This is a genomic window from Streptomyces sp. DI166, from assembly GCF_900091315.1.
In the GTDB taxonomy this organism is placed as follows: Bacteria; Actinomycetota; Actinomycetes; order Streptomycetales; family Streptomycetaceae; genus Streptomyces; species Streptomyces fuscus.
Window position 1 is genome coordinate 36,185 of the sequence record NZ_FLSP01000007.1, and the last position, 26,091, is coordinate 62,275.

The window sequence follows — 26,091 nt, forward strand, 5'->3', positions numbered from 1 at the left end:
CTGCGTCCATGCGGGCGAGGGCTGTGGGGTGGCTCACAGGCGCCTTGCCCGGCCGGCCCCGGGCGCCCCTCGCATCCCTTGAACTCCAAATTGGTCCATACCTATTGACGCATTGGTCTAGTCCTTCCTATGGTCTGCGCAACTTCCGTGGAGAGGAACCGACTTGCTGTCACGCAACCGAGCGAGAACCTCCCTGCTCGCGGGCGCCGCGGCCGTCGCCGGGCTGCTGCTCGCGGGTCTGCCGGCCACCGTCTCGCACGCCGCCGACCAGGAGTCCTGTCGCCCCGACGGGCTCTACACCACGCCCGGCGTGGACGTGCCGTACTGCTCGGTCTACGACACCGAGGGCCGGGAGAAGATGGGCGCCGACCACCAGCGCCGGGTGATCGGCTACTTCACCGGCTGGCGCACCGGCAAGGACGGCACGCCCGCCTACCTCGCCCCGGACATCCCGTGGGACAAGATCACCCACATCAACTACGCCTTCGCGCACATCGACGGCTCGAACAAGATCTCCGTCGGCGCGGACGGCCCCACCAACGCCTCGACCGGGATGACCTGGCCGGGTGTGAGCGGCGCGGAGATGGACCCGGAGTACTCCTACAAGGGCCACTTCAATCTGCTCAACAAGTTCAAGAAGCAGCACCCCAATGTCAAGACGCTGATCTCGGTGGGCGGTTGGGCCGAGACCGGCGGCTACTTCGACGCCGACGGCGACCGCGTGAACTCGGGCGGCTTCTACTCGATGGCCACCAACGCCGACGGCTCGGTGAACCAGGCGGGCATCGAGACGTTCGCGAACTCGGCGGTCGACTTCATCAGGAAGTACGGCTTCAACGGCGTCGACATCGACTACGAGTACCCGACGACCATGAAGGACGCGGGCAACCCGCTGGACTGGTCGGTCTCCAACGGCCGCCGGGCCGGGCTGGTCAAGGGCTACGCCGTGCTGATGAAGACCCTGCGCGAGAAGCTCGACCGGGCGGGCGCGGCGGACGGCAGGCACTACCTGCTCACGGTCGCGGCCCCCTCCTCCGGCTATCTGCTGCGCGGCATGGAGACCTTCCAGGTGCAGAAGTACCTGGACTACGTCAACATCATGTCCTACGACCTGCACGGCGCCTGGAACGAGTACGTCGGCCCGAACGCCTCGCTCTTCGACGACGGCAAGGACGCCGAACTGGCCGCCGCGGGCGTGTACGGGGCCAACCAGTACGGCGGTATCGGTTACCTCAACACCGACTGGGCCTACCACTACTTCCGCGGCTCGATGCCGGCCGGCCGCATCAACATCGGACTCCCCTACTACACCCGCGGGTTCAAGAACGTCACCGGCGGCACTGACGGCCTGTGGGGCAAGGCGGCGTCCACCAACTGCCCGGCCGGGTCCGGGCTGACCAAGTGCGGTGACGGCGCCACCGGCATCGACAACCTCTGGCACGACCTGGACACCAACGGCAAGGAGTCGCCCGCGGGTTCCAACCCGATGTGGCACGCCAAGAACCTGGAGAAGGGCGTCGTCGGCGACTACGTGACCAAGTACGGCTTCCCCGCCGACACGCAGCTCACCGGCACCTACGCCCGCAAGTACGACTCCACGCTGGTCGCGCCGTGGCTGTGGAACGCCGAGAAGAAGGTGTTCCTGTCCACCGAGGACGAGCAGTCGGTGAAGGCCAAGGCCGACTACGTGGTCGACCGCGGGATCGGCGGCACCATGGTGTGGGAGCTGGCCGGCGACTACCAGTGGAACGCGGCCAAGGGCCAGTACGAGCCGGGCTCGACGCTGACCACCGCGATGTACGACAAGTTCAAGTCCGCCTCCCCGTACGGGGCGAAGGTCTCGAACAAGCAGCTGCCCACCAAGGCGGTCGACATCGGTGTGGAGTTCGGGGAGTTCAAGCTCGGTGACTCCAACTACCCGATCACGCCCAAGGTGAAGATCACCAACAACACCAAGGCCACCCTGCCGGGCGGCACGGAGTTCCAGTTCGACTACTCGACCGCCGCTCCGGCCAACGCCTCCGACCAGTCGGGGTTCGGCGCCAAGGTGATCAGCAGCGACCACACCGGCTCCAACGTGGGCGGGCTGAAGGGCGACTTCCACCGGGTCTCGCTGAAGCTGCCGGGCTGGCAGTCGCTGGCGCCGGGCGCGTCGGTGGAGCTGTCCTTCAACTACTACCTGCCGGTGTCCACGCCGTGGAACTGGACGGTGAACATCAACGGCACGACGTACGCGCTGGCCCAGGACCTGGCCCGGGGCGTGACGGTCGTGGAGCCGGGCTCGGACACCACCCCGACCCCGGAGCCGACGGACCCGACGCCGACCCCCACGCCGGGTGACTGCACCGCGCCCGCCTGGGACTCCTCGACGGCGTACGGCGGCGGCACCGAGGTCTCCCACGAGGGGCACACCTGGAAGTCGAAGTGGTGGACGAAGGGCGAGGAGCCCGGGACCACCGGTGAATGGGGGGTGTGGCAGGACCTCGGCGCCTGCTGACCCCGGAGCAGGACCGGCCCGGCGGCGGTGACGACGGCCCTTGCCCGCCGCCGGGCCTCCCAACGCCCACCCCGCCGGGCCCGCGTGGCAGGGTGACGTGCATGACGACGACCGCGGACGAGTTCGAGAACCACCGCCCCCGGCTGTTCGGGCTGGCGTACCGCATGCTGGGCTCCGCCCAGGAGGCGGAGGACGCCGTGCAGGACGCCTATCTCCGGTTCAGCTCCACCGAGCGCGCGTCGATCACGCACCCCGGCGCCTGGCTCGCCAAGGTCGTCACCAACCTCTGTCTGTCCCGGCTGACCTCGGCGCGCGCCCGCCGGGAGGTGTACGTCGGGGAGTGGCTGCCGGAGCCGGTCCTCACCTCCGACGGCACGCTCGGCCCGCTGGAGTCCGCCGAGCAGCGGGAGTCGGTGTCGCTGGCGATGCTGGTGCTGCTGGAACGGCTCACTCCGACGGAGCGGGCCGTGTTCGTGCTGCGGGAGGCCTTCGGGTACGGCCACCGGGAGATCGCCGAGGCGCTGGAGCTGACCGAGGCCAACTGCCGTCAGCTGTACCGGCGGGCGGTGCGCCGGGTGGGCGAACCGGGCTCCCGTTTCGAGGCCGAGCCGGAGCGGCGGCGAAAGCTGGTGGAGTCGTTCATCGCGGCCGCGCGGGAGGGCGATGTGACCACGCTGGAGAAGACGCTGGCGGCCGATGTGACCTGGACCGGCGACGGCGGCGGCAAGGTCAGCGCGGCCCGGCGTCCGATCGAGGGCCGCGACCGGGTGTCCCGCTTCCTGGTCGGGACACGGCAGACCTTCCTGGCCGGAGTGGAGTTCTCGGCCGTCGAGATCAACGGCGACACGGGCATGGCCGCCTGGTCCGGCGACACGCTGCTCTCGGTGGTCGCCTTCGAGGTCCGCGAGGGCGTCATCGTCCACGCGCGCGCCGTGCTGAATCCGGAGAAGCTGGACTTCGTGCGGCGTCAACTTGCACGGGCCTAGTTTCCGCCGGGGGCTGTCACATTTCGCGCCGCTGATCGGTCCGAGCTGGTGCGGGAGCCCCGACGGTCGGGGCTCCGCCCTGCGAGAGGACGGAAACAGCGATGACCACGATCCTGGTGACCGGCGGTACCGGAACCCTCGGACGGCTCGTCGTCGAGCGGCTGCGGGCGGACGGGCACGAGGTGCGGGTGCTCAGCCGGCGCAACCGGCCGTACGCGGTGGACCTGCGGAAGGGCGGTGCCGGGCTGGACGCGGCGATGTCCGGGGCGGACGCGATCGTGCACTGCGCGACATCGCCCCGGGGCGGTGACGAGGACGCGGCCCGGAATCTGATCGCCGCCGCGCGGAAGGCCGGGGTGGGGCATCTGGTGTACATCTCGATCGTCGGGGTCGACCGGGTGCCGTTCGGCTACTACCGCAGCAAGCTCGCCGTGGAGCGGCTGATCGAGGACTCGGGGCTCGGCTTCACGATCCTGCGCGCCACGCAGTTCCACGATCTGCTGGCCCAGCTGTTCGGCACGCTGGCCAAGGCGCCGGTGCTGCTGCTGCCCGCCGGGGTGCCGGACCAGCCGGTGGAGGTGGCCGAGGTGGCGGACCGGCTGGCGGAGCTGGCTCTCGCGGCGCCCGCGGGGCGCGTGGACGACATGGCGGGTCCCGAGGTGCGGTCGATGGAGTCCCTGGCCCGCTCGTTCCTCCGGGTGACCGGCCGCAGGCGCCCGATCCTGAACGTACCGCTGGCCGGGAAGGCGTACCGGGCCTTCCGGGAGGGCGGCCATCTGGCACCGGAACGGGCGGTGGGCAAGGGCACGTTCGAGGAGTACCTGGCGGTACGGAACCGCCGCTGACGCACGTACGTCAGCCCCGGGCCGGTGTCGTCCGGTGCGTCAACCCCGGCCCGGTGTCGCTCGGCGCGTCAATCCCGGCCCGGTGTCGTCCGGTGCGTCAGTCCCGGTAGCCGAACACGTCGTCCTGCGCCTTCTCCCGCGCCGTCAGCAGCGCGCCGCGCAGCACCGCCTCCCCGCCCAGCGCGCTGGGCCGCACCTCGGTCGGCAGCGGTGACAGGGCCGCCAGCCGGGACTGGACCCGCTCCGCCAGCGGCGTGCCGCCCGCTCGGCCGTTCTCGCCCGCGAGGACCACGCAGCCGGGGTCGAGCACGGAGACGACGGCCGCCGCCCCCAGGGCGACGCGGTCGGCGAGGGCGTCCAGGAAGGCGGCGTGGGCCGGGACGGACGGGTCGGCCGACGCCGCCCTGACCAGCGCCGCTGCCTCGGGGACGGCTGTCCCGCGGGCGGCTGTCTCCGGTACGGCTGTCCCGCGGGCGGCTGTCTCCGGTACGGCTGTCCCGCGGACGGCTGTCTCCGGTACGGCTGTCCCGCGGACGGCTGTCGCTGGGGCCGCCGCCTCCGGGGCCACCGCCTCCGGCGCGCCCGTCTCGGAGGCCGCCGTCTCCGGCGGACCCGTCTCGGGGGTCACCGCCTCCGGCGCGCCCGTCTCGGGGGTCACCGCCTCCGGGGTCACCGCCTCCGGCGCGCCCGTCTCGGTGGCCACCGCCTCCAAGGTCGCCGTCTCCAGGGCGCCCGTCTCGGAGGCCGCCGTCTCCCGCGCACCCTTCTCCGGCGCGCCCGCCTTCGGGACCCCCGTCTCGGTGGCCGCCGCAGGACCGTGGGTGCCCACCTCCGCACCCGCCGCAAGACCGTGCGCGGCCGCCAGTTCGACCACCGCCGCGGAGCAGGCCAGCGAGTGGAAGCCGCCGTCGCAGCCGGTGGCCGAGGGCAGGCCCCCGGTCCCCGGCACCGGCAGGAAGCCGACCTCACCCGTGCCGCCCGACGCGCCCCGCCGGATCGCGCCGTCCAGCATCACGGCGGCACCCACGCCCACGCCGAGCCAGAGCAGCACGAAGGTGTCCCGGTCGCGGGCGGCGCCGTCGCGGTGCTCCGCCACGGCCGCGAGGTTGGTCTCGTTCTCCACGCTGACGCGGGACTCCGGGAGCCGTTCCTGGAGGGCCGCGACCAGCCGCCGGTGCCACTCCGGCAGCCCCGTGGAGTCGCGCAGTTCGCCGGTGGCCGGGTCGATCAGGCCGGGGGCGCCGATGCCCACGGTGTGCGGCCGGTCCACGCCGGCCTCCTTCACCGCCCGCTCCACCAGCGCCACCGCCTGCTCCACCGCGGGCCCGGTGCCCACCCCGGTGTCGATCGGCGCCGACGCCTCCGTGAGAACCCGCCCGAGCAGGTCGGACACGGCCACCGCGACACCCTCGGTGCGCACGTCGAGGGCGGCGAGGTGGGCGCGGCCGGCGACGATCCCGTACACCTTGGCGTTCGGTCCCCGGCGCTGTTCGCCGGACTCCCCCACCACCTCGATCAGTCCGGCGGCGGTGAGGCGTTCGAGGAGGTCGGCGACGCTCGGGCGGGACAGTCCGGTCAGCTCTTTGAGCCGCCCCGCCGTCAACGGGCCCTCCTGCTGGAGCAGTCGCAGGGCGAGCCGGTCGTTGATGGCCCGTGCGGTGCTGGGGGATGCGGGCATGCCGGGATCCTGCCAGATCGGCGGGGACGGGCGGGAGGCGGTCATGGGATATCCCCTATCTATCAGGCAGGGTTCCTGATAGTTTACGGCAGCATCGCAGAGGGAGGGGTCGGAGAATGAGTGACGTGGTCCAGAGCGGACGCGAGGTGCGGCGGGCGCGCTATGCCGTGGCCGCCGTCTTCACCGTGCACGGCGCGGTGACCGGCTCCTTCGCCACCCGGGTGCCCTGGATCCAGGACCATGCCGGGGTGAGCGCCGGCCAGTTGGGCCTCGCCCTCGCCTTCCCCGCGCTCGGCGCCTCGCTGGCCATGCCGCTCGCCGGAGGCATCACCCACCGCTTCGGCGCCCGCAACGCCCTGCGCGCGCTGATCGCCCTGTGGACGCTCGCCCTGGTCCTGCCCTCGCTGGCCCCGAACCTCCTCACCCTCTGCCTGGCCCTCTTCGTCTTCGGCGCCACCGCCGGCATGGCGGACGTCGCGATGAACGCCCTCGGCGTGGAGGTGGAGAACCGGCTCGACCGGTCGATCATGTCCGGGCTGCACGGCATGTGGAGCGCGGGCGCCGTCCTCGGCTCGCTCGGTGGCACCCTCGCCGCCCACCTGGACACCGACGCCCGCGTCCACCACGCGGTGGCGGCGGCCGTGCTGACCGTCGCGGGCGTGACCGCCTGCGCCTGGGTGCTGGACCTCCAGCCCGCCCAGGACGAGGAACCGCCGCCCCGGTTCGCGCTGCCGCCCCGATCGGCCCTGCTCATCGGTGCGGTCGGATTCTGCGCGGTGTTCGCGGAGGGTGCGAGCCTGGACTGGTCCGCGGTGTATCTGCGGGACGAACTGGAGAGTTCGGCCGGTCTGGCCGCCGCGTGCACCACGGGCTTCACGCTCACCATGGCGCTCGCCCGGATCGCGGGCGACAAGGTGGTGGACCGCTACGGCGCCGTCCGCACGGTCCGCCTCGGCGGTGTCCTCGCCGCCCTCGGCGGCCTGCTGATCGTCCTCGCGGGCCATCCCGCGGTCGCGATGACCGGCTTCGGCCTGATGGGCCTCGGCATCGCGGTGGTCGTCCCGCTGTGCTTCGCGGCGGCGGGCCGCAGCGGTCCCAACCCCAGCCTGGCCATCGCGGGCGTCGCGACCATCACGTACACCTCGGGTCTCGTCGCGCCCGGCGCGATCGGCGGACTGGCCCAGGCGACCAGTCTGGTGGTGTCGTTCGGCCTGGTCACGGTGCTGGCGACCGGTCTCGCGGCCTTCGCGGGCGTGCTCCGCAGCGCCGACCGCAAGTCGGCCACGATCACCAAGGCGGACGCCGCGGTCCCGGACGCGCGCACCTGACCGACGCGCCCACGGGACGTGCGGACGACCGGCGGTCCGGCGGGTCACCGGCCATGCGGTGGCCCGCCGGACGAACGCGTGAACCGCTGTGCGGACGACCGGCGGACCGGCGCGTCAACGGCCATGCGGATGATCGGCATCCGTTCGCACCCCTGACAATGGTGCGGACATCCGCACGCACGACCGAAAGCGAAACCGCACCATGGATCTTGGCGTCCGCTGGAAACTGCACGGAGACGGACGCACTCCGGCGCCCGGCGCGGTGGTCCGGCCCGACGAACGGCTCTCCTGGCCGCGCACGGCGGGCCTCGGCGCCCAGCACGTGGTGGCGATGTTCGGGGCGTCGTTCGTGGCCCCGGTCCTGATGGGCCTGGACCCCAATCTGGCGATCATGATGTCCGGCGTGGCGACCATGGTCTTCCTGCTCGCCACCCGCGGCCGGGTCCCCAGCTACCTGGGCTGTTCGCTGTCGTTCGTGGGCGTCGCGGCGGTCATCCGGGCCGACGGCGGCACCAGCGCCACCGTGACCGGCGCGGTCCTGGTGGTCGGCGTCGCGCTGTTCCTGGTCGGTGTCGCCGTCCAGCGGTTCGGCGCCCGGATCATCCACGCCGCGATGCCGCCGATCGTCACCGGCGCGGTCGTGATGCTGATCGGCTTCAACCTGGCCCCGGTCACCGCCACCACCTACTGGCCGCAGGACCAGTGGACCGCCCTGCTGGTGATGCTCTTCACCGGCCTCGCCGTGGTCTGTCTGCGCGGCTTCTGGTCCCGGATCGCGATCTTCCTCGGCCTGGTCTTCGGGTACGGGATCTCCTGGCTGTTCGACCGGATCTTCGGCCGGATCCACTCGGCGGACGCGAGCGGCAAGGTCACCGACCACTGGCGGCTCGACCTCTCCGGGGTCGGCCAGGCCGACTGGATCGGGCTGCCCACCTTCCACGGGCCGTCCTTCGAGTGGTCGGCGATCCTGGTCGCCCTGCCCGTCGTGATCGCCCTGGTCGCCGAGAACGCCGGACACGTCAAGGCGGTCGGCGAGATGACCGGCGACGACCTCGACGACAAGCTGGGCACCGCGATCTCCGCAGACGGCGTCGGCTCGGTGCTGTCCACGGCGGTCGGCGGACCGCCCACCACCACGTACTCCGAGAACATCGGCGTGATGGCGGCGACCCGCGTCTACTCCACCGCCGCCTACTGGGCCGCCGCCTGCTTCGCCCTGCTGTTCGGCCTGTGCCCGAAGTTCGGCGCGGTCGTCGCCGCCATCCCCGGCGGCGTCCTGGGCGGCATCACCGTCATCCTGTACGGCATGATCGGCCTGCTCGGCGCGCAGATCTGGATCAACGCCGGGGTGGACCTGCGCAATCCGCTGAACCTGGTCCCGGCGGCGGCCGGCATCATCATCGGCGTCGGCAACGTGACCATGGAGTTCACCGACACCTTCGAACTGAGCGGCATCGCGCTGGGCACCTTGGTCGTGATCACCGGCTACCACGCGCTGCGCGCCTTCGCCCCGGCCCACCTCAAGAACCGGCAGCCGCTCCTGGACGAGGGCACGTCCTCCTACGACGAGGCCAGTTCGTAGGCGTACGACGCGGAGAACGTTCCCGGAGTGCCCTTGCAGCCGTCGGACTCGCCCGGGAGCTTCACCCACAGATAGCCGTCGATACGGGCCTCCCCCGTGCTCAGCGTCGGGGTGCGGCCCAGGGCCCGTCCGTCCGGGTCGCACCACTCGCCGTCGGCCGGGGCGCCGTTGCCGTTGCGGCTGGTGTCGATGACGGCGCCCAGGGAGGCGGGGCCGCCGAGGGCGGCGAGGACCTGTCGGGCGTAGGCGACCTCGGCGGCGGTGGTGTGGAAGTTGGAGACGTTGCTGAAGATCCCGTCGGAGGACGCGGCGGAGGCGGCGCCCGCCTGCCGCAGCCAGCCCGCCTGCTTGCCGGGGGCGTGCCAGCCGGAGTGCCCGGCGTCGTAGTAGACCCGGGCGTTGGGGTTGGCGGCCTTCAGCACGCGCCCGGCGCGGGCCAGCGAGGCGAACCGGGCGGCGCGCTCGCCGCTGGAGAGGCACTCGGCCTGCGCTATGGAGTCCGGTTCCAGGATGACGATGACGCTGCCGGAGCCGAGTCCGGCGGCGAAGCGGTCGATCCAGTCGTCGTAGGCGGCCAGGCTCGGCGCCCCGCCCTGGCTGGCGCCGCCGCAGTCACGGTCCGGGATCGTGTACGCCACGACCACCGGGGTACGGCCCTGGGCGGCGCCGCCCGAGGTGACCGCGCGGACCCGGGCGGTGATGTTGTCCGGGGTGAAGTCGGCGAACCACACGGCGGCGGGCTGGGCGGCGATCCGGGACTGGATGACGCCGTGCCGGGAGTCGCCGGCGTTCGCGCGGACCCAGTCCAGGACCTGGGACTGGGGGTGCCGGTAGAGCTGGGTGGAGACTGCGGCCGTGCTCGGGGCCCGCGTCGACTTCTTCGGCGTGGGCTTAGGGCTGGTCTTCTTCTTCGTCGGCGACGGAGAGGCGGAGGGCGAGGGCGACGCGGAGGACGGCGGCGGTGACACCGGCAGGTCCTGGAGGCGCGGCGAGTACGTCACCTCGGGGCGGGCCTCGTCGGAGGCCGCCTCGTCGTCGAGCGCCGAGATCATCCCGGCGGCGGTGCCGACGGCGACCACGACGGACGCGGCCACCACCATGGCGCCCCGCCGTGTGGACCGGCGGCGCGCCGCCCTGCGCGCCTCACGCCGCTGAACACGTGAGCCAGCCAAACGCCCTTCCCCCTCCGTACGTGCGGGCCGTGTGCCGCCGGACCTCCCCAGACCGGTGCGGCTCACTCCCGTGACGGCGGGTGCGTTCCCCCGTTCTGGGGAAGCGTCGGGCCCGCCGGCACTTCAGTCACCCTAAAGGTGCGACTCTGCCCTCATGGCGCAATGCGAACAACTCACCTCACCCGTGGACGCGGTCATCGGCCGCATGCGCGCCGTCGCAGTGGATCTTCCCACACGGGACGGCGTAGCCGTCTTCAACCGTGTCTACCTGGCGGTGACCGAGGCCGTGGACCGGGGCATCGACGCCGGTCTCTTCCCGGACGCGCGGGCGGCGATCACGCTGGACGTGCGGTTCGCCGAGCGCTATCTCGCGGCGGTCGACGCCGCCGAGGCCGGACAGCGGCCCCCGGCCTGCTGGCGGCCCCTGTTCCAGTACCGGCGCCATCCCGGGGTACGGCCGTTGCAGTTCGCGCTGGCGGGCATCAACGCGCACATCGGGCACGATCTCGCGCTGGCCGTCGTGGACACCTGTCGTACGCTCGGCTGCGAACCCGTCGAGCTGGAGGACGAGTTCGATCGCGTGGGTGATCTCCTCGTGGCGCTGGAGGAGCGCATCCGCGAGGATCTGATGCCGGGCCCCGATCTGCTGCAGATCGCGGACCCGCTCACCCATCTGCTCGGCTCCTGGAGCCTGGAAAGGGCCCGGGACGCCACCTGGGCGGCGGCCCGGGCCCTGTGGGCACTGCGCAGGCTCCCCGACCTGGCCGAGGAGTTCACCGAACGGCTGGACGCGGCGGTGGGGTTCGCGAGCCGGATGCTGCTCACCCCGCTGCCGGACTGAGGGTTCAGTCCTCGGGCAGCTCGACCGGTGCGATCTCGTCGTACAGGTCGCCCGGGCCGGGGTTGGTCGGGTCGGTCTCGCCGCCGAAGTGGTGCATGACGCCCCACACCGCGTTCAGCGCCGTCTGCACCGCGCCCTCGGCCCAGCCGGCCGTCCAGGAGATGTCGTCGCCGGCGAGGAAGATGCCGCGCTTGTCCTCGGGCAGCCGGTCCTGCATGAAGTGCGTGAACAGGCGCCGCTGGTAGCGGTAGTGGCCGGGCAGGTTGGCCTTGAACGCGCCCATGAAGTAGGGCTCGTTCTCCCAGGAGACGGTGACCGGGTTGCCGATGATGTGCTTGCGGATGTCGACCTTGGGATAGATCTCGCCGAGCGACTTCAGCATGACCTCCATCCGTTCCTGCGCGGACAGCGGCAGCCACTTCAGGCTGTCGTCGCACCAGGTGTAGGACAGGCAGATCACGGCGGGCTGGTCGGGGCCGTTGTCGAGGAGGTACGTGCCGCGCGTCATACGGTCGGTGAGGGTCATCGACATCACGTCCCGGCCGGTCTCCTCGTCCTTGTCCAGCCAGAACGGCCGGTCCACGGGGACGAACAGCTTCGAGCTCTCCATGTAGTGGGTGCGCTCGATCGCGGTCCAGTGGTCGATCGGGAAGAGCGAGTCGTCGCAGTCGATCTTCGACAGCAGCATCCAGGACTGCGCGGTGAAGATCGCGGCCGGGTAGGTGCGGATGTCGCCGTTGGCGTCGGTCACGGTGATCCGGTTGCCGGCGGCGCGGTGCAGGCGGGTCACGGCCGGACGGGGCGCGCGGTTCTCGTGCAGCGAGGCCAGCGAGGTGCCCTGGGCCCAGTGCACGATCTTCTCCGGCTCGCGCTCCCACATGCGCAGCGGCAGCTGCTGGGAGCCGCCGACGATGCCGCGGTGGTGGTCGTCGGCCTCGGTGTAGACGACGCGCAGGATCTCCAGGATGGAGTTGGGGAAGTCGGTGTCCCAGCCGCCGGTGCCGAAGCCGACCTGGCCGAAGATCTCGCGGTGCCGGAAGGACTTGAAGGCCTCGGAGTCGCAGAGGAAGCCGTAGAAGGTCTGGTTGTCGAGCTTCTCCACGAGCTTCGCCCAGATCTCACGGATCCGCGGCACGTCGCGCTCGCGCATCGCGCGGTTCATGTCGGAGAAGTCGGCGCCCTCGTCGAGGCACTTGTTCCACGCCTCGGCGACGTCGCGGTAGACCTGCGGCAGGTCGTCGATGGTCTCGGCGTAGTGGCTCTCGCCCTTGAGGTCGACGACGGTCGACGGGGTGGCCTCGGCGAGCGGGTTCGGGAACGGCGCGGTCTTCAGGCCGACCAGGTCGATGTAGTGCTGGAGGGCGGTGGAGGACGGCGGGAAGCGCATGGCGCCCATCTCCGCGGTCAGGCCCTCGGTCTCCGGGCCGTCGAAGCCGACGGTGCGCAGCCGGCCGCCGATCTGGTCGGCCTCGTAGACGACGGGCTTGAGGCCCATCTTCATCAGCTCGTACGCGGCCACGATGCCGGACAGACCGCCGCCGATGACCGCGACCTCGGTGCCGTGCTCGGTCGCCGGGATCTGACCCAGGCCCGCCGGGTGGGCGAGGTAGTCGTCGTAGGCGTACGGGAAATCCGGACCGAACATGGTGATCGGCGGCTGCTGCTCGTCGGCGTGCTGGACGGCGTTGGGCACCATGGACGTCATGGGGTACGGACTCCTTGCGAAAACGGTGAGCTGGGGGGAGGGGAGCTTCAGACGAGGGACCCGTAGAGGCCGGGACGGCGGTCCTTCAGGTACGGGTTGGCCTCGCGGGAGGCGGCGAGGAGGACGGGGTCGGTGTCGGCGAACACCAGGTCCTCCTCGCGTCCGGCGCGCGTGCGGGCGACGCCGTCGGGGCCGGCCAGGGTGGAGAGGCCGACGAACTCGAACTCCCCCTCGCGGCCTACGCGGTTGACGTAGGCCACGTACATCTGGTTCTCGAAGGCGCGCACCGGGATCATCGACTCGGCGACGAACTGGAACGGGTGCATCTGCGCCGTCGGCACGACCAGCAGGTCGGTGCCGGCGAGGGCGTGGGCCCGGACGTTCTCCGGGAACTCGACGTCGTAGCAGATGAGGATGCCGACGCGGAGACCGTTCAGCTCGGCCTGCACCACCTGCTGCTCACCGGGGGTGAAGTGGTCCCGCTCGAAGCAGCCGAAGAGGTGGGTCTTGCGGTAGTTCGCGAGGCGGGTGCCGTCGGCGGAGATCAGCTGGGCGGAGTTGTAGACGGTCCCGCCGTCGCGCTCGGGGTAGCCGTACGCGACGGCGAGTCCGTGCCGGGTGGCGATCTCAGCGACGGTGTCCGCGCTGTCGCCGTCGGCGGCCTCGGCGAGTCGGGCGATGTCGTCGCCGATCGCGTACCCGGTGAGGAACATCTCCGGAGCGATCACCAGCCCGGCCCCGGCAGCGGCGGCACGGCCCGCGGCGTCGTCGAGCACCTTCAGGTTCTCGACGACCGAACCGGGGCGTCCGGAGCTCTGGAGCAGGGCGGTGCGCATGCGTGATCCTCACCGGGCAAAGGGGGTTTGGGGGGCCATAAAGAAGGTACGGTCGCGCCGTCGACCCGGACAAGAAGAACCCGTTGCGCGCCGGTGAGCGAATCATTGCGTCGACAGGGCCTTCGACGGCGATTCGTTGCACGCCCCTACGGCCGCTCCGGAACCTGCCCGGACAGTGCCCGGGCCGGACGCCACCGTCGCACCGAGGCCCAGGCCAGCGCCCACACCAGGTACGGCACCGCGAACGCCGCGAACACCGTGCCGTGGGAGACGCGGTCGCCCGCCACCGCGTACGCCCCGTACACCAGGACCGTCATCAGTTCCGTGCCCAGGCCCGCCACCGAGGTCAGGGTCGCCCGGCCGCCTTCCTCGATGCGGTGCTGGAGGCGGACGTCGGCGAGGATCGTGGCCAGCTGGAAGCCCGCGAAGGCGACGGCGACCAGGGCAAGGCCGGCGGGTGTGCGCAGCGCGGCGCCGAGCGCCAGGGCGAGCCCGGACACCGCGATCAGGCCGAGGAAACCCGGCGTGCCGAGGCGTTCGGCCGGGCCCGCCAGCAGGCTGACCGCCGTGACCGCGGCCCAGATCAGCAGCAGGGCGTACGGGACGAAGCCGTCGGGGACGCCGGTCTCTCGGACCAGGAGGGGCGAGTACTCGTCCAGCGCGCCCCAGACGCAGGCCACCGCCGGGACCAGCAGCAGCGCGCGGCGCAGGGAGCGGTTCCGGCGGGCCGTCGACAGTCCGGTGCGCAGGGTCCGCGCCCAGCCTTCGTCGTCGGGCGTGCGGCCCCGGTCGTCCGGGAAGCGGGTGGCCACGAGCGACGCCAGCAGCGACGAGGCGACGCTCGCCGCGCCGACGGCCGGGTAGCCGCCCCACGCGAACACCGGGCCCGCCGCCCCCATCGCCCCGATCACACCGAGCAGGCCCGCCGCCCGGGCCCGTCCGAGCACCCGGGCGTACCGGTCGGCGGCGCCAAGCCGGTCCAGTTCGTCGTAGACCAGGGCCTCCTGCGCGCCGGAGGCCAGCGCGCCGCTGATCCCCCACAGGACGAAGCCGACCGCGAAGGACCAGTACGTGGGCACGAGCACCCACAGGGCGAACCCGGCCGCGGTCAGCAGCGGGCCCAGCCACAGCAGCAGCCGGCGCGAGACGGCGTCGGCCCAGGCGCCGGAGGGCACCTCGAACAGGACGCCGGAGATCGACCACAGGGCGAACAGTGAGGAGATCTGCCACAGCGACAGCCCGCTGTCGGCGAAGAGCAGCGCGTACAGCGGGTAGAGCAGGACGAGGTTCTGGAGGAACTCGTAGCCGTACAGCGTGGCCGTGAGCCGTCGGACGCCGACGGAGGTGGTGGGCACACGCGCGGGTGAAAGTGTCATGAGGCCTTCCCGTGGGGCGATGCGGACGCGAGTGGACGGCGTCCGCGGCGGCCCTCGGGAGGCACGACGCGTTATGGATCAATGTCGCCAGGTCATGACATCGATGGTAGGCCGCTCCGGCCGTGATCGACAGCGGAATTCCGCTTACGTCGGCGACCCCGACGAGAAGCGCCTGAGCAGCGGGGAGAGCACCAGCACCGACTTCGTGCGCTCCACGAACGGCTCCCCCGCGATCCGCTCCAGCACCCTCTCGAAGTGCCGCATGTCGGAGGCGAAGACCTGTGCGACGGCGTCCGCGTCCCCGGTGACGGTGGACGCGGCCACGACCTCCTGGTACCGCTCAAGACCGCGCTGGATGGTCTCCGGCGAGGTGTTGCGGCGGCAGTAGATCTCGACGAACCCCTCGGTCTCCCAGCCGAGCGCCGCCGGGTCCACCCGCACGGTGAATCCGGTGATGGCCCCCGTGGCGCGCAGCCGGTCCACGCGCCGCTTCACGGCGGGCGCGGACAGGCCGACGAGTTGCCCGATGTCGGCGTAGGAGCGACGGGCGTCCTCGGCGAGGGCGTGCACGATGCGTTCGTCGAGATCGTTCAGCACTGCGGGTGGGTCACTTCACTTCTGGTGTTGCGGGAGCTTCGGGCGCTGCGAGCGCTTCCCCCGTCGCGAGACGGGAACGGCGGTGGCCGTACAGGAAGTAGAACACGAGACCCGCCGCCATCCAGAACCCGAAGACGACCCAGGTCACGGTGTCGAGGCTGAACATGTTGTACGCGCAGAAGAGGAAGCCGATGACCGGCAGCACCGGGCCGAACGGCACCTTGAAGGTCCGCTCCAGCTCGGGGCGCTTGTAGCGCAGCACGATCACCGCGATGTTGACCAGGGCGAAGGCGAACAGCGTGCCGATGCTGGTGGCGTCGACGAGCTTGCCGAGCGGGATGAGCGCGGCGAGGACACCGCAGAAGGCGGACACCAGGACGGTGTTGAGGCGCGGGGTGCCGGTCCGGCGGTCGACCTTGCCGAGCGCCTTGGGCACCAGGCCGTCGCGGGACATGGCGAAGAGGATGCGGGTCTGGCCGTAGAGGACGGTCAGGACCACGGAGGCGATGGAGATGACCGCGCCGAGGGCGAGCAGGGTGCCCCAGAAGGTCTGGCCGCTGACGTCGTTCATGATCGCCGCGAGGGAGGCCTCGGAGCCCTCGAACTTGGTCCAGTTCCAGGCGCCGACGGCGACACCGGCGACCAGCACGTACAGCGCGGTGACGATGATCAGCGAGAGCATGATCGCGCGCGGCAGGTCCTTCTTGGGGTTCTTGGCCTCCTCACCGGCGGTGGAGGCGGCGTCGAAACCGATGTACGAGAAGAACAGGGTGGCTCCGGCGGCGCTGACGCCCGCCATGCCGAGCGGCATGAAGTCCTCGTAGTTGCCGGACTTGAAGCCCATGAAGCCGACCGCGCAGAACAGCACCAGCGCGGCGATCTTCACGGCGACCATGATCGTGTTGGCGCGGGCGGACTCCCGGACGCCGCCGAGCAGGAAGATCATCGCCAGGACCACGACGAGCAGCGCGGGCAGGTTGACGATGCCGCCCTCGCCGGGCGCCGAGGACAGCGCGTCGGGGATGGTGACGCCGATGGTGCCGTCGAGGAGTTCGTTGAGGTACTCGCCCCAGCCGACCGCGACCGCGGCCACCGAGACGCCGTACTCCAGCACCAGGCACCAGCCGCAGACCCAGGCGACGAGTTCGCCCATCGTTGCGTACGCGTACGAGTAGGAGGAGCCGGCGACCGGGATGCTGCCCGCCAGCTCGGCGTAGGACAGGGCCGAGAACAGGGCCGTGAGTCCGGCTATGACGAAGGCCAGGGTGACGGCGGGTCCGGCCTCGGGGACGGCGTCGCCGAGGACGACGAAGATGCCGGTGCCGAGGGTGGCACCGATGCTGATCATGGTGAGCTGCCACAGGCCCAGGGAGCGCTTGAGCGAGCCTCCCTCACCCTGGCCGCCCTCGGCGACCAGGAGTTCCACGGGCTTGCGTCGCATCAGACGCGCGCCGATCCCCGGGGACGGTGGGGCGGCCTGGCCTCTGTTCTGCGGGGGTGCGCCTTGGTCGAGCACGCGCTGGCTCCTTCATCGCTGCCGGTCAGGGGGACGGGGACCGGCGGCACCCCCACGGACAGGGGGGACCCACCGAGCGGGGTCCCCGCCACGCCACGTACGAGGCGACAGCCTATGAGCGGGGCGTTGCCGTTGTAATGCAGCAACCTTGCGCACACCCGCAAGATCATTGCGTTCCTGCGGACTGCGCGGATGTTCGTTGCACGGCGGCTTTCGAGCGTTGCGCGGAGCCCCGTTTCAGCCGAGTTCACGGACGAGGAAGGTACAGGGGTCGGCACACTCCCGCGGCACCCCTGCACGGTCCTCGTAGGAGTAGCGGTCGAGGTAGTCGATCAGGGGCCGGTAGCCGAGCCGCCGGTACAGCGCGGCGGCGCGCGGGTTGTCCTTGCCGACGCCGATCCCCGCGACCGTCAGGCGCCGCTCGCGGACCAGTTGTTCGGCGGCCCGCACCAGGGCCGTACCGATGCCGCGGGAGCGCAGGTCCTCGGCCACGGCGAGGCCGCCGATCTCCGGGCAGCCCGGTCGAGCCGCCCGCACCGAGGCGTCCGCGCAGCCCGTCCAGCGCAGTTCGGTGTGCCCGACGGGCCGGCCGTCCAGCCGGGCCACGAGGTACGCGCACTCCCCGGCCTCCTGGCGGGCGAACCGCCGGGCATGGAAGGACGTGCGGCCGGGCGAGGGCAGGCAGCGGTCGAGGAGCGCCACGTCCGGGGCTGTGCAGAGGGTGATCTCCATGCCGCGACGGTAGTGCGGAAGCATGCGAAACGGCCCCCGAATTGTCCCGGCGGGCGGGACAACGGGGGCCGTTCGGCGGTGAGTTGTGTCAGCTCCAGCTGGCGTGCAGGGGCTTGCCCTCGGCGTAGCCCGCGGCGCTCTGGATGCCGACGACGGCCTTCTCGGCGAACTCCTCCAGGGTGGCGGCACCGGCGTAGGTGCAGGAGGAGCGGACACCCGCGATGATCGAGTCGATCAGGTCCTCGACGCCCGGGCGGGCCGGGTCGAGGAACATGCGCGAGGTGGAGATGCCCTCCTCGAACAGCGCCTTGCGGGCGCGGTCGTAGGCGGACTCCTCCGAGGTGCGGTTGCGCACCGCGCGGGCGGAGGCCATACCGAAGGACTCCTTGTACGCACGGCCGTTGGCGTCGTGCTGGAGGTCGCCCGGGGACTCGTAGGTCCCGGCGAACCAGGAGCCGACCATCACGTTGGACGCACCCGCTGCCAGCGCCATCGCCACGTCACGCGGGTGCCGGACACCGCCGTCCGCCCAGACGTGCTTGCCGTACTTCTTGGCCTCGGCGGCGCACTCCAGCACCGCGGAGAACTGCGGGCGGCCGACGCCGGTCATCATGCGGGTGGTGCACATGGCACCGGGGCCCACGCCGACCTTGATGATGTCGGCGCCGGCCTCGATCAGGTCCCGGACGCCCTCGGCGGCGACGATGTTGCCGGCCACGATCGGGACCTGCGGGTCGAGCGCGCGCACCAGCTTGATCGCGGAGATCATCGACTCCTGGTGGCCGTGCGCGGTGTCGATGACGAGCGTGTCGACGCCCGCGTCCAGCAGCTGCTTGGCCTTGCCCGCCACATCGCCGTTGATGCCGACGGCGGCGGCGATGCGGAGCCTGCCCTGCGCGTCGACGGCCGGGGTGTAGAGGGTGGCACGCAGGGCGCCCTTGCGGGTCAGGATGCCCGCCAGCTTGCCCTCGCTGTCCACGGCCGGGGCGTAGCGGCGGTTGTGCTGGTCGAGGGTGTTGAAGGCCTCGCGCGGGTCGATGTCGGCGTCCAGCAGGAGCAGGTCGCGGGACATGACCTCGGCGAGCTGCGTGAAGCGGTCCACGCCGGTCAGGTCCTGGTCGGTGACCACGCCGACCGGGCGCCGGTCGTCGTCGACGACGACCCCGGCGTTGTGCGCGCGCTTGGGCAGCAGCGCGAGGGCGTCGGCGACCGTCTGGTGCGGGGCCAGCACGATCGGGGTGTCGAGGACGAGGTGGCGGCTCTTGACCCAGGAGACGACCTCGGTGACGACCTCGATCGGGATGTCCTGGGGGATGACCACCAGGCCACCGCGCCGGGCCACGGTCTCGGCCATCCGGCGGCCGGCGATGGCGGTCATGTTGGCGACGACGAGCGGAATCGTGGTTCCCGTGCCGTCCGGGGAGCTGAGGTCCACGCCCTGCCGGGAGCCGACCGCCGAGCGGCGCGGCACCATGAACACGTCGTCGTACGTCAGGTCGTACGAGGGCTGGATGTCATTGAGGAAACGCACGTGCTGCATCCCAGTCGTTCGGAAGTGGCCCCCGGACAGGTCAGCCAGGGGGAAAGAGCACGTACTTCATTGTCCCATGTCAGGCGGATTGCCATGCACGGTCGGTTCATCCAGGGTGCCCCGGAGGTGACTGGGAGGATCCTCCAAGGACCAGGGCCACGGTGACGGCGGAGGCGGTCGCGAAGACCTCGGCGGCGGTCCCCCACTCCTCCGGGCGCGCCTCGGCGTACGGCCGCCAGTTGTGCACGAGGACCACGACCGGGTCGCCGGGCCACCGGTCCGGGTCGGACAGGACGTCGGCGAGGGCGTCCCAGTTGTTGCCGAACCAGTCGGGCAGGTCGAGGGCGCGGGCGCAGCGGTCCATCAGCGCGGCCTTGTCCAGCACCCCGTCCAGGTCCACCGTGACCACCCGCTCGGTCATCTCAGCACCGCCTTGAACGATCCGTAGTGATCATCGGTGTAGTAGACCTCCCCGTTCTGCCCGGTGACGATGCGGCGGGCGCCGCGGTCACTGGAGCCGGGGGTGGGAACGGTGTACTCGCGGTAGTAGCCGCGCGACTGCTCGGGCAGCTGCCGTTCGAAGTTGTTGAAGACGGAGCCGTCCTTGGCGTACGGGAAGGGCCCGCCCTGATCGATGAGGTCCAGCGTCTCGCGCGCCTCCTCGGGCAGGTCGGAGACGGGGACGGTGACCATGTCCGCGGCCCAGGAGGGCGCGGCGGGACCGGAGTCGGCACCGCCGGCGCCGCACCCTGTCAGCAGCAGGAGGACGCCGAGCAGCACCCGGAGAACGAACCGCGGCAGCATGCTCGTGATGCTGCCACGGTCCGCCCGTGACGACCTTCTGTCAGGGTCCGTCCGGGTCAGCCCGGTTGAGCGCGGGCTTCGGCGTCGGCCCCGCTGTCATCAGCACGTCCGCCGCCGAGGTGTCCGTCACCAGGCTGGTGACCAGGCCCGAGCGCAGCACCGCGTCGATCGCGGACGCCTTGCGCGCCCCGCCCGCGATGGCGACCACCTCGGGGATGCGGCGCAGCTGGTCGGCCTTGACGGTGATGCAGCGCTCCCCCAGGTCGCGCCCGACCCGGCGGCCCTCGGCGTCGAAGAGGTGGGCCGACATCTCGGCGGCGACGCCGAGCGAGGCGTAGTGCGCCCGCTCCTGGTCGCTGAGCATGTCGTGCACCGTCGAGATGCCGGGCTCCCAGGAGCCGATGGAGACACAGGCGACGGTGACCTTGTCGAAGTACTCGAAGGCCCGCGCGATACCGGTCTGGCTGCGCAGCGCCGCCGCGGTGGCCGCGTCCGGCAGCAGCATCGGCGCGTAGATGGGGTGGGCGTCGCCGCCGGAGACCTGGGCGGCCCGGCGCACCGCCTCCACCGAGCCGCGCTCGGCGGTGCCGGCGTCGTACACCCCCGTCAGCTGGACCACCGTGCAGGGCGGCAGCCGGTCGAGGGCGGCCGCCATGTGGATGGTGGAGCGGCCCCAGGCGAGCCCGAGCACATCTCCCTCGTTCACCAGTTCGCCGAGCAGATCGGCGGCGACCTCACCGAGGTTCTCCGGGTCGGGAGTGTCCTCGGCCTCGGCCGGCGACTCGACCACGACGGCGTGCCTGAGGCCGTAGCGGGCGCGCAGCGCGTCCGAGCGCTCGGCGTCCAGCTCGGCGGGGACGCGGATCTCGATACGCACGAGATCCCGTTCGAGGGCCGTCTCCAGGACTCGGGCCACCTTGAAGCGGCTTACGCCGAACTCCTCCGCGATCTGGATCTTGGACTTGCCCTCAAGGTAGAAGCGGCGGGCCATGGCCGCCGCCTGCACCAGCTCAGCGGGTCCCATCCGCATGGCTGACCGGCCCGCCGACATACCCGACACGGCGATCTCCTCACTACTGTTCACATTCTGGATTCGCCGTTCATCCTTGCAGATCCGGCGCGATCGATCCGCCCTGATGGACGGCGTTCACGTTCCCTTGGCTCAGTGTCCGCACGCCCAGGCAGCGGACTTCATCGCCCCCTCGGCCTGTGCGCGCAGCCCGCGGACCGCCTCGGCGGGGTCCTCGGCCCCGTAGACCGCGGAACCGGCGACGAAGACATCGGCTCCCGCCTCCGCGCACCGCTCGATGGTGGCGGCCGAGACCCCGCCGTCCACCTGGAGCCACAGCTCAAGGCCGTGCTTGCTGATCAACTCGCGGGTCCGGCGAATCTTGGGGAGCATGATGTCGAGGAACGCCTGCCCCCCGAATCCGGGCTCGACCGTCATGATCAGCAGCATGTCGAGCTCCGGGAGCAGGTCCTCGTACGGCTCGATCGGCGTCGCGGGCCTCAGCGCCATGGAGGCGCGGGCGCCCTTGGCCCGGATCTCGCGGGCCAGGCGCACCGGAGCGGTGGCGGCCTCGACGTGGAAGGTGACGGAACCGGCCCCCGCTTCTACGTACTGGGGCGCCCACCGATCGGGGGCCTCGATCATCAGATGGCAGTCCAGCGGGGTGTCCGTCGCACGGGCCAAGGACTCTACGACCGGCACGCCGAGCGTGAGGTTCGGGACGAAATGGTTGTCCATGACGTCGACGTGGAGCCAGTCGGCTCCCTCGACCGCCTTCGCCTCGTCCGCGAGACGGGCGAAGTCGGCGGACAGGATGCTGGGGTTGATCTGCACGGCCATGACCCAACTCTGCCATGTCCCGCGGGGGTCGGCCGAACGGGTCCACCCGGGAGACGCTTCTGTTATGACCGCGGACCGGGTGCGGCCGGGCGCGCGGCTGCCCGCGCCCCTTACGGGGCACGGTCGTGCGTGGCATTCTTTCGGCTTCGGGGGTGGTCATGACCGAGCAGCGTGGGATTGCCCATTACGTCTGCGGGCGCCGGGCCAAGTGGGTCGTGCTGGTGTTCTGGCTCATCGTGCTGTTCATCGCGGCACCGTTCGCCCAGAAGCTCACCGACGCCCAGGACAATGACGCCGCCTCCTGGCTCCCCGGCTCCGCCGAATCCACCCAAGTACTGGAGATCTCCGAGAACTTCCGGCCCGAGCAGATCCCCGCGATCGTCGTCTACGCGCGCGAGGGCGGCCTGACGGCCGAGGACCGCGCGGCCATCGAGGAGGACGTGCGCGAGCTGAAACAGCTCACCGCGTACGGCATCCGCGGCGACGAGACCCGCGGCCCCACCTACGACCGGGAGACCGATCCGCGCGCCGCCCAGGTGTACGTGCCGATCACCATGGACGAGCAGGGCTGGGAGCGGATCTCGCCCGCGGTCGAGGACATCCGGGACATCGTCGGTGAGGGCGGCGGCGGGCTCGCCGTGCACATCACCGGCCCGGGCGGCACCTCGGCGGACTTCGCGGAGGCGTTCGAGGGCATCGACTCCACCCTGCTGTTCGCCGCGATGGCGGTCGTCATCGTCATGCTGCTGATCACCTACCGCAGCCCGACCCTGCTGCTGGTTCCGCTGATCTCGGTGATCACCGCCCTGTTCACCGCGCAGGCCCTGGTCTACCTGCTGGCCGAGCATGCCGGTCTGACCGTGAACGGCCAGAGCGCGGGCATCCTCCTGGTGCTCGTCTTCGGCGCCGGGACGGACTACGCCCTCCTGCTGGTCGCCCGCTACCGGGAGGAACTGCGCGCCCACGAGGACCGGCACGAGGCGATGGCCCGCGCCCTGCACCGCGCCGGGCCCGCCGTGATCGCCTCCGGCGCGACCGTCGTCCTCAGCATGCTGGTGCTGATGGCCGCCGAGATGAACTCCACCAGCGGCCTGGGACCGGTCGCGGCGATCGGCGTCGCGATCGGCGTGGTCGCCATGATGACGCTGTTCCCGGCCCTGCTGGTGATCTTCGGCCGGTGGATCTTCTGGCCGGTCATTCCGCACCTCGGGGCCCCGAACCCGCACGAGAGCGGAATCTGGGCCCGCATGGGCCGCCGTATCGCCGTCCGGCCCCGGATGGTCTGGGGCGTCACCGCGGTGGTCCTCGCCATCTGCTCGCTGGGCCTGATCCAGCTGCGCGCGGAGGGCATCAGCAACGCCGACGCCTTCACCGGCACCCCGGACTCGATCACCGGCCAGGAGGTCTCCGAGCGGTACTTCCCGGCGGGCAGCGGCGACCCCCTGGTCATCATCAGCAACCAGGCACAGGCCGAGGAGGTCGGCCGCGTCGTCTCGGAGACCCGGGGCGTGGTCCCGGAGTCGCTCGGACTGCCGCCGGGCACCAAACCCGCCTTCGAGGGCAAGGTGCTGTTCGAGGCCACCATGACCGACCCGGCCGACAGCGAGGCCGCCAAGCAGACGGTGGAGCGGGTCCGGGACGCCGTGCACGCGGTGCCGGACGCCGACGCGCAGGTCGGCGGCGGTACGGCCGCCCTGCTGGACATGGACGAGGCCACCACGCACGACAACATCCTGATCATCCCGCTGGTGCTGGTCGTCGTGCTGCTGATCCTCTGCGTCCTGCTGCGCGCCCTGATCGCCCCGCTGCTGCTGATCGGAACGGTGATCCTGTCCTTCGCGGCGGCCCTGGGCATCAGCGCGCTGGCGTTCCGGTACATCTTCGACTACGCGGGCGAGTCGACGGACTTCCCCCTGTTCGTCTTCGTGTTCCTGGTCGCCCTGGGCATCGACTACAACATCTTCCTGACCACCCGCATCCGCGAGGAGGCCGCCCACCAGGGCACCCGGCCCGGCGTGGTGACCGGGCTCGCGGCGACCGGTGCCGTGATCACCTCGGCCGGCCTGGTCCTGGCCGGTACGTTCGCGGCCCTGGGCACGCTCCCGATGGTCGCCTTCGCCGAGATCGGCTTCGCGGTCGCCCTCGGTGTTCTGCTGGACACCTTCATCGTGCGGTCCGTCCTGGTCACGGCCCTGTTCCTGGACGTCGGCCCGAAGGTGTGGTGGCCGCACCGGCTGGCGCGGGAGGACGGCGGTCAGCAGACCCCGGTCAGTCCCGCTGCGGCGGATACACCGTCGGGTCGTCCAACGGGACCTTGAGCCAGGCGATCATCTGCCGCAGCTGGTGGTACGCCGGCAGCCGCTCCTCGTCGCTGTCGGCCTCCTCGGCTGCGGCGACGGGCTCCCACAGCCGCGGCACCATCACCGGCCCCACCTCCAGCAGCCCGCCACTGCCCCCGGACGCCCAGCGGGCCAGCACGTACCGGGCGAGCGCGCCCACCGGGACATCCAGGTTCCGGGACATCCCGCGCAGGGTCTCCAGGGGGTCCAGAAGGCCGTAACCCGCCACGTCCGACTGAAGTTGGCGTGCGGGTCGTCCTCGTCCCACTCCCCCTTCCAGCGGCGCAGCCGGACGACGTCGTGGCCGTCGGCGTCGGTCCACACGTCGGGGTCCTCGGGCGTACTCGGCACGGGCATCGGCCTCCTGGGGCGGGATCGGCTCCTAAGTGTCTCGCCCCGGCCGCCCGCCGCCGTCAGGCGGTCCGTCGGACAAGCGCCAGATACATCGCGTCGGTTCCGTGCAGATGCGGCCACAGCTGGACGTCGGGGCCCTCGCCGAGGTCCGGTACGCCGGGCAGCAGGGGCCGGGCGTCGAGGAGTTCGGCTCCGGGATGCTGCTTGAGCACGTCGTCGACAACCGCGCGGGTCTCCGCGAGATGCGGGGAACAGGTCGCGTAGCCGACGACGCCGCCGACCCGTACGGAGTCCAGCGCGGTGCGCAGCAGGCCCCGCTGGAGCGGCGCGAAGCCGTCGAGGTCCTCGGGCCTGCGCCGCCAGCGGGCCTCCGGACGCCGCCGCAGCGCGCCGAGTCCGGTGCAGGGCACGTCCATCAGCACCCGGTCGAAGGTGCCGGGCCGCCACGGCGGGCGGGTCCCGTCGGCGGCGATGACCTGGTACGGGCCGGGGTTCCCGGCGAGCGCCTTCGCGACCAGTCCGGCCCGATGCGGCTGCTTCTCGGAGGCGAGCAGTACGGCCCCGCGCTCCGCGGCCAGCGCAGCGAGCAGCGCGGCCTTGCCGCCGGGACCGGCGCACCCGTCGAGCCACTTGCTGTCGGAACCGTCCAGTGGGGCGTTGGCCAGCGCGAGGGCGACGAGCTGGCTGCCCTCGTCCTGCACCCCGGCGCGCCCCTCGCGCACGGCCTCGATGGCGCCGGGCTCCCCGCCCTCGGCCAGCCGCACCGCGTACGGCGACCAGCGTCCCGGCACCGCCGCCTCCTCGGTGAGGAGTTCCTCGGTGGTGGCCCGGCCCGGCCGGGCGACCAGGGTGACCTCGGGCCGCGCGTTGTCGGCCGCGAGCAGCTCCTCGATCCCGGCCCGGCCGCCGCCGAGCGAGTCCCACAGCGCGGAGACGACCCAGCGCGGGTGGGAGTGCACGACGGCGAGATGGTCCTCGGGGTCCTCGTCGTAGGGCGGCGCGACCCGCTCGATCCACTCGTCGAGGTCGTACTGGGAGACCTTGCGCAGCACGGCGTTCACGAACTTGGCCCGCCCGTCGCCGAGCACCACCCGGGCCAGCTCGACGGTGGCGGACACCGCGGCGTGCGTCGGGATCCGGGTGCCGAGCAGCTGATGCACACCCAGGCTCAGCACGTCGAGCACCGGCGGGTCGACCTCGCGCAGCGGCCGGTCCACACAGGCGGCGATGACCGCGTCGTACGTGCCCTGGCGGCGCAGCGTGCCGTACACCAGCTCGGTCGCCAGGGCCGCGTCCCGCCCGTCGAAGTCGCCCTTCTCCCGTGCCTTGCGCAGCAGCGGCGGCAGGACGAGGTTGGCGTAGGCGTCCCGCTCGTCCACGGCCCGCAGGGCCTCGAAGGCGAGCATGCGGACAGGGTCCTTCTTAGGCCGCCGGTAGGGCTTGGCGGGCCTGCGGGGCCGACGGGAGGTGTCGCTCACGAAAAAGGTGCTCCGGATTGCTGGATGACGCTGGTCGCGTGTGCG

The 26,091-nt window shown here is 71.7% G+C and carries 21 protein-coding genes and 1 pseudogene; 7 read left to right on the forward strand and 15 right to left on the reverse strand.

What is annotated here, in order from left to right:
- The first annotated feature begins 163 nt into the window (after nt 1-163).
- From GA0115233_RS05360 to GA0115233_RS05370, 3 genes are all read left to right on the forward strand, one after another.
- Nucleotides 164-2,497 (forward strand): chitinase C-terminal domain-containing protein, encoded by a 2,334-nt coding sequence (locus tag GA0115233_RS05360; protein WP_093718915.1) that lies wholly within the window; start codon nt 164-166, stop codon nt 2,495-2,497.
- A 101-nt stretch (nt 2,498-2,598) separates the two neighbouring features.
- A complete protein-coding gene (locus tag GA0115233_RS05365; protein WP_093718916.1) occupies nt 2,599-3,483 on the forward strand; it encodes an RNA polymerase sigma-70 factor in 885 nt (294 codons plus the stop codon).
- Between the two features lie 101 nt (nt 3,484-3,584).
- Complete coding sequence (locus GA0115233_RS05370) at nt 3,585-4,328, forward strand: SDR family oxidoreductase (RefSeq protein WP_093718917.1); 744 nt, start codon at nt 3,585-3,587, stop codon at nt 4,326-4,328.
- Nucleotides 4,329-4,425: 97 nt separating this feature from the next.
- Here GA0115233_RS05370 and GA0115233_RS05375 read toward each other — a convergent pair whose 3' ends face one another.
- On the reverse strand, nt 4,426-6,006 hold the full coding sequence (locus GA0115233_RS05375) for an ROK family transcriptional regulator (RefSeq protein ID WP_093719006.1): 1,581 nt from the start codon (nt 6,004-6,006) through the stop codon (nt 4,426-4,428).
- A gap of 116 nt (nt 6,007-6,122) precedes the next feature.
- On the opposite strand from GA0115233_RS05375, the gene GA0115233_RS05380 reads away from it, so the two are divergent.
- Complete coding sequence (locus tag GA0115233_RS05380) at nt 6,123-7,334, forward strand: MFS transporter (RefSeq protein ID WP_093718918.1); 1,212 nt, start codon at nt 6,123-6,125, stop codon at nt 7,332-7,334.
- Between the two features lie 202 nt (nt 7,335-7,536).
- Nucleotides 7,537-8,916 carry a uracil-xanthine permease family protein gene (locus GA0115233_RS05385; protein WP_093718919.1) on the forward strand — a complete coding sequence of 460 codons (1,380 nt, stop codon included), beginning with the start codon at nt 7,537-7,539 and terminating at the stop codon, nt 8,914-8,916.
- On the opposite strand, the gene GA0115233_RS05390 is transcribed toward GA0115233_RS05385, so the two are convergent.
- Nucleotides 8,895-10,016: a glycoside hydrolase family 6 protein gene (locus GA0115233_RS05390; protein ID WP_093718920.1), complete on the reverse strand. Its 1,122-nt coding sequence runs from the start codon at nt 10,014-10,016 to the stop codon at nt 8,895-8,897. The two genes, GA0115233_RS05385 and GA0115233_RS05390, sit on opposite strands and share 22 nt — an antisense overlap.
- A gap of 226 nt (nt 10,017-10,242) precedes the next feature.
- Between GA0115233_RS05390 and GA0115233_RS05395 the strand changes: the two genes are divergently transcribed.
- Entirely contained in the window at nt 10,243-10,929 is a 687-nt protein-coding gene (locus tag GA0115233_RS05395) for a DUF5995 family protein (protein WP_093718921.1), read from the forward strand.
- 4 nt (nt 10,930-10,933) lie between these two features.
- On the opposite strand, the gene GA0115233_RS05400 is transcribed toward GA0115233_RS05395, so the two are convergent.
- From GA0115233_RS05400 to rpe, 11 genes are all read right to left on the reverse strand, one after another.
- Nucleotides 10,934-12,634, reverse strand: a complete 1,701-nt coding sequence (locus GA0115233_RS05400) for a flavin monoamine oxidase family protein (RefSeq protein WP_093718922.1) — start codon at nt 12,632-12,634, stop codon at nt 10,934-10,936.
- 47 nt (nt 12,635-12,681) lie between these two features.
- Complete coding sequence (locus GA0115233_RS05405; protein WP_093718923.1) at nt 12,682-13,470, reverse strand: carbon-nitrogen hydrolase family protein; 789 nt, start codon at nt 13,468-13,470, stop codon at nt 12,682-12,684.
- 146 nt (nt 13,471-13,616) lie between these two features.
- Nucleotides 13,617-14,846: an MFS transporter gene (locus GA0115233_RS05410; protein ID WP_093718924.1), complete on the reverse strand. Its 1,230-nt coding sequence runs from the start codon at nt 14,844-14,846 to the stop codon at nt 13,617-13,619.
- A 144-nt stretch (nt 14,847-14,990) separates the two neighbouring features.
- Nucleotides 14,991-15,443, reverse strand: coding sequence for an Lrp/AsnC family transcriptional regulator (locus tag GA0115233_RS05415; RefSeq protein ID WP_093551890.1), 453 nt, complete (start codon nt 15,441-15,443; stop codon nt 14,991-14,993).
- 10 nt (nt 15,444-15,453) lie between these two features.
- Nucleotides 15,454-16,959 carry an amino acid permease gene (locus GA0115233_RS05420; RefSeq protein WP_093718925.1) on the reverse strand — a complete coding sequence of 502 codons (1,506 nt, stop codon included), beginning with the start codon at nt 16,957-16,959 and terminating at the stop codon, nt 15,454-15,456.
- A 237-nt stretch (nt 16,960-17,196) separates the two neighbouring features.
- A complete protein-coding gene (locus GA0115233_RS05425; protein ID WP_093719007.1) occupies nt 17,197-17,691 on the reverse strand; it encodes a GNAT family N-acetyltransferase in 495 nt (164 codons plus the stop codon).
- Between the two features lie 88 nt (nt 17,692-17,779).
- Entirely contained in the window at nt 17,780-19,231 is a 1,452-nt protein-coding gene (locus GA0115233_RS05430) for a GuaB1 family IMP dehydrogenase-related protein (RefSeq protein ID WP_093718926.1), read from the reverse strand.
- Between the two features lie 97 nt (nt 19,232-19,328).
- The gene (locus GA0115233_RS05435) at nt 19,329-19,643 is read right to left on the reverse strand and encodes a barstar family protein (RefSeq protein WP_093718927.1); all 315 of its coding nucleotides are present in this window, start codon (nt 19,641-19,643) and stop codon (nt 19,329-19,331) included.
- Nucleotides 19,640-20,026 (reverse strand): ribonuclease domain-containing protein, encoded by a 387-nt coding sequence (locus GA0115233_RS05440; RefSeq protein WP_093718928.1) that lies wholly within the window; start codon nt 20,024-20,026, stop codon nt 19,640-19,642. The genes GA0115233_RS05435 and GA0115233_RS05440 overlap by 4 nt, the downstream gene beginning before the upstream one ends.
- A 40-nt stretch (nt 20,027-20,066) precedes the next feature.
- Nucleotides 20,067-21,110 carry a sugar-binding transcriptional regulator gene (locus GA0115233_RS05445; RefSeq protein ID WP_093718929.1) on the reverse strand — a complete coding sequence of 348 codons (1,044 nt, stop codon included), beginning with the start codon at nt 21,108-21,110 and terminating at the stop codon, nt 20,067-20,069.
- Between the two features lie 78 nt (nt 21,111-21,188).
- Nucleotides 21,189-21,875: a ribulose-phosphate 3-epimerase gene (gene rpe / locus GA0115233_RS05450; RefSeq protein WP_093718930.1), complete on the reverse strand. Its 687-nt coding sequence runs from the start codon at nt 21,873-21,875 to the stop codon at nt 21,189-21,191.
- Between the two features lie 158 nt (nt 21,876-22,033).
- Between rpe and GA0115233_RS05455 the strand changes: the two genes are divergently transcribed.
- Nucleotides 22,034-24,193, forward strand: coding sequence for an MMPL family transporter (locus GA0115233_RS05455; RefSeq protein WP_093718931.1), 2,160 nt, complete (start codon nt 22,034-22,036; stop codon nt 24,191-24,193).
- On the opposite strand, the pseudogene GA0115233_RS05460 reads toward GA0115233_RS05455, so the two are convergent.
- Nucleotides 24,144-24,571 (reverse strand): annotated as a pseudogene (locus tag GA0115233_RS05460) (DUF6027 family protein). The gene GA0115233_RS05455 and the pseudogene GA0115233_RS05460 overlap by 50 nt on opposite strands.
- 56 nt (nt 24,572-24,627) lie before the next feature.
- Nucleotides 24,628-26,046 carry an RsmB/NOP family class I SAM-dependent RNA methyltransferase gene (locus tag GA0115233_RS05465; protein WP_093718932.1) on the reverse strand — a complete coding sequence of 473 codons (1,419 nt, stop codon included), beginning with the start codon at nt 26,044-26,046 and terminating at the stop codon, nt 24,628-24,630.
- Nucleotides 26,047-26,091 lie beyond the last annotated feature (45 nt).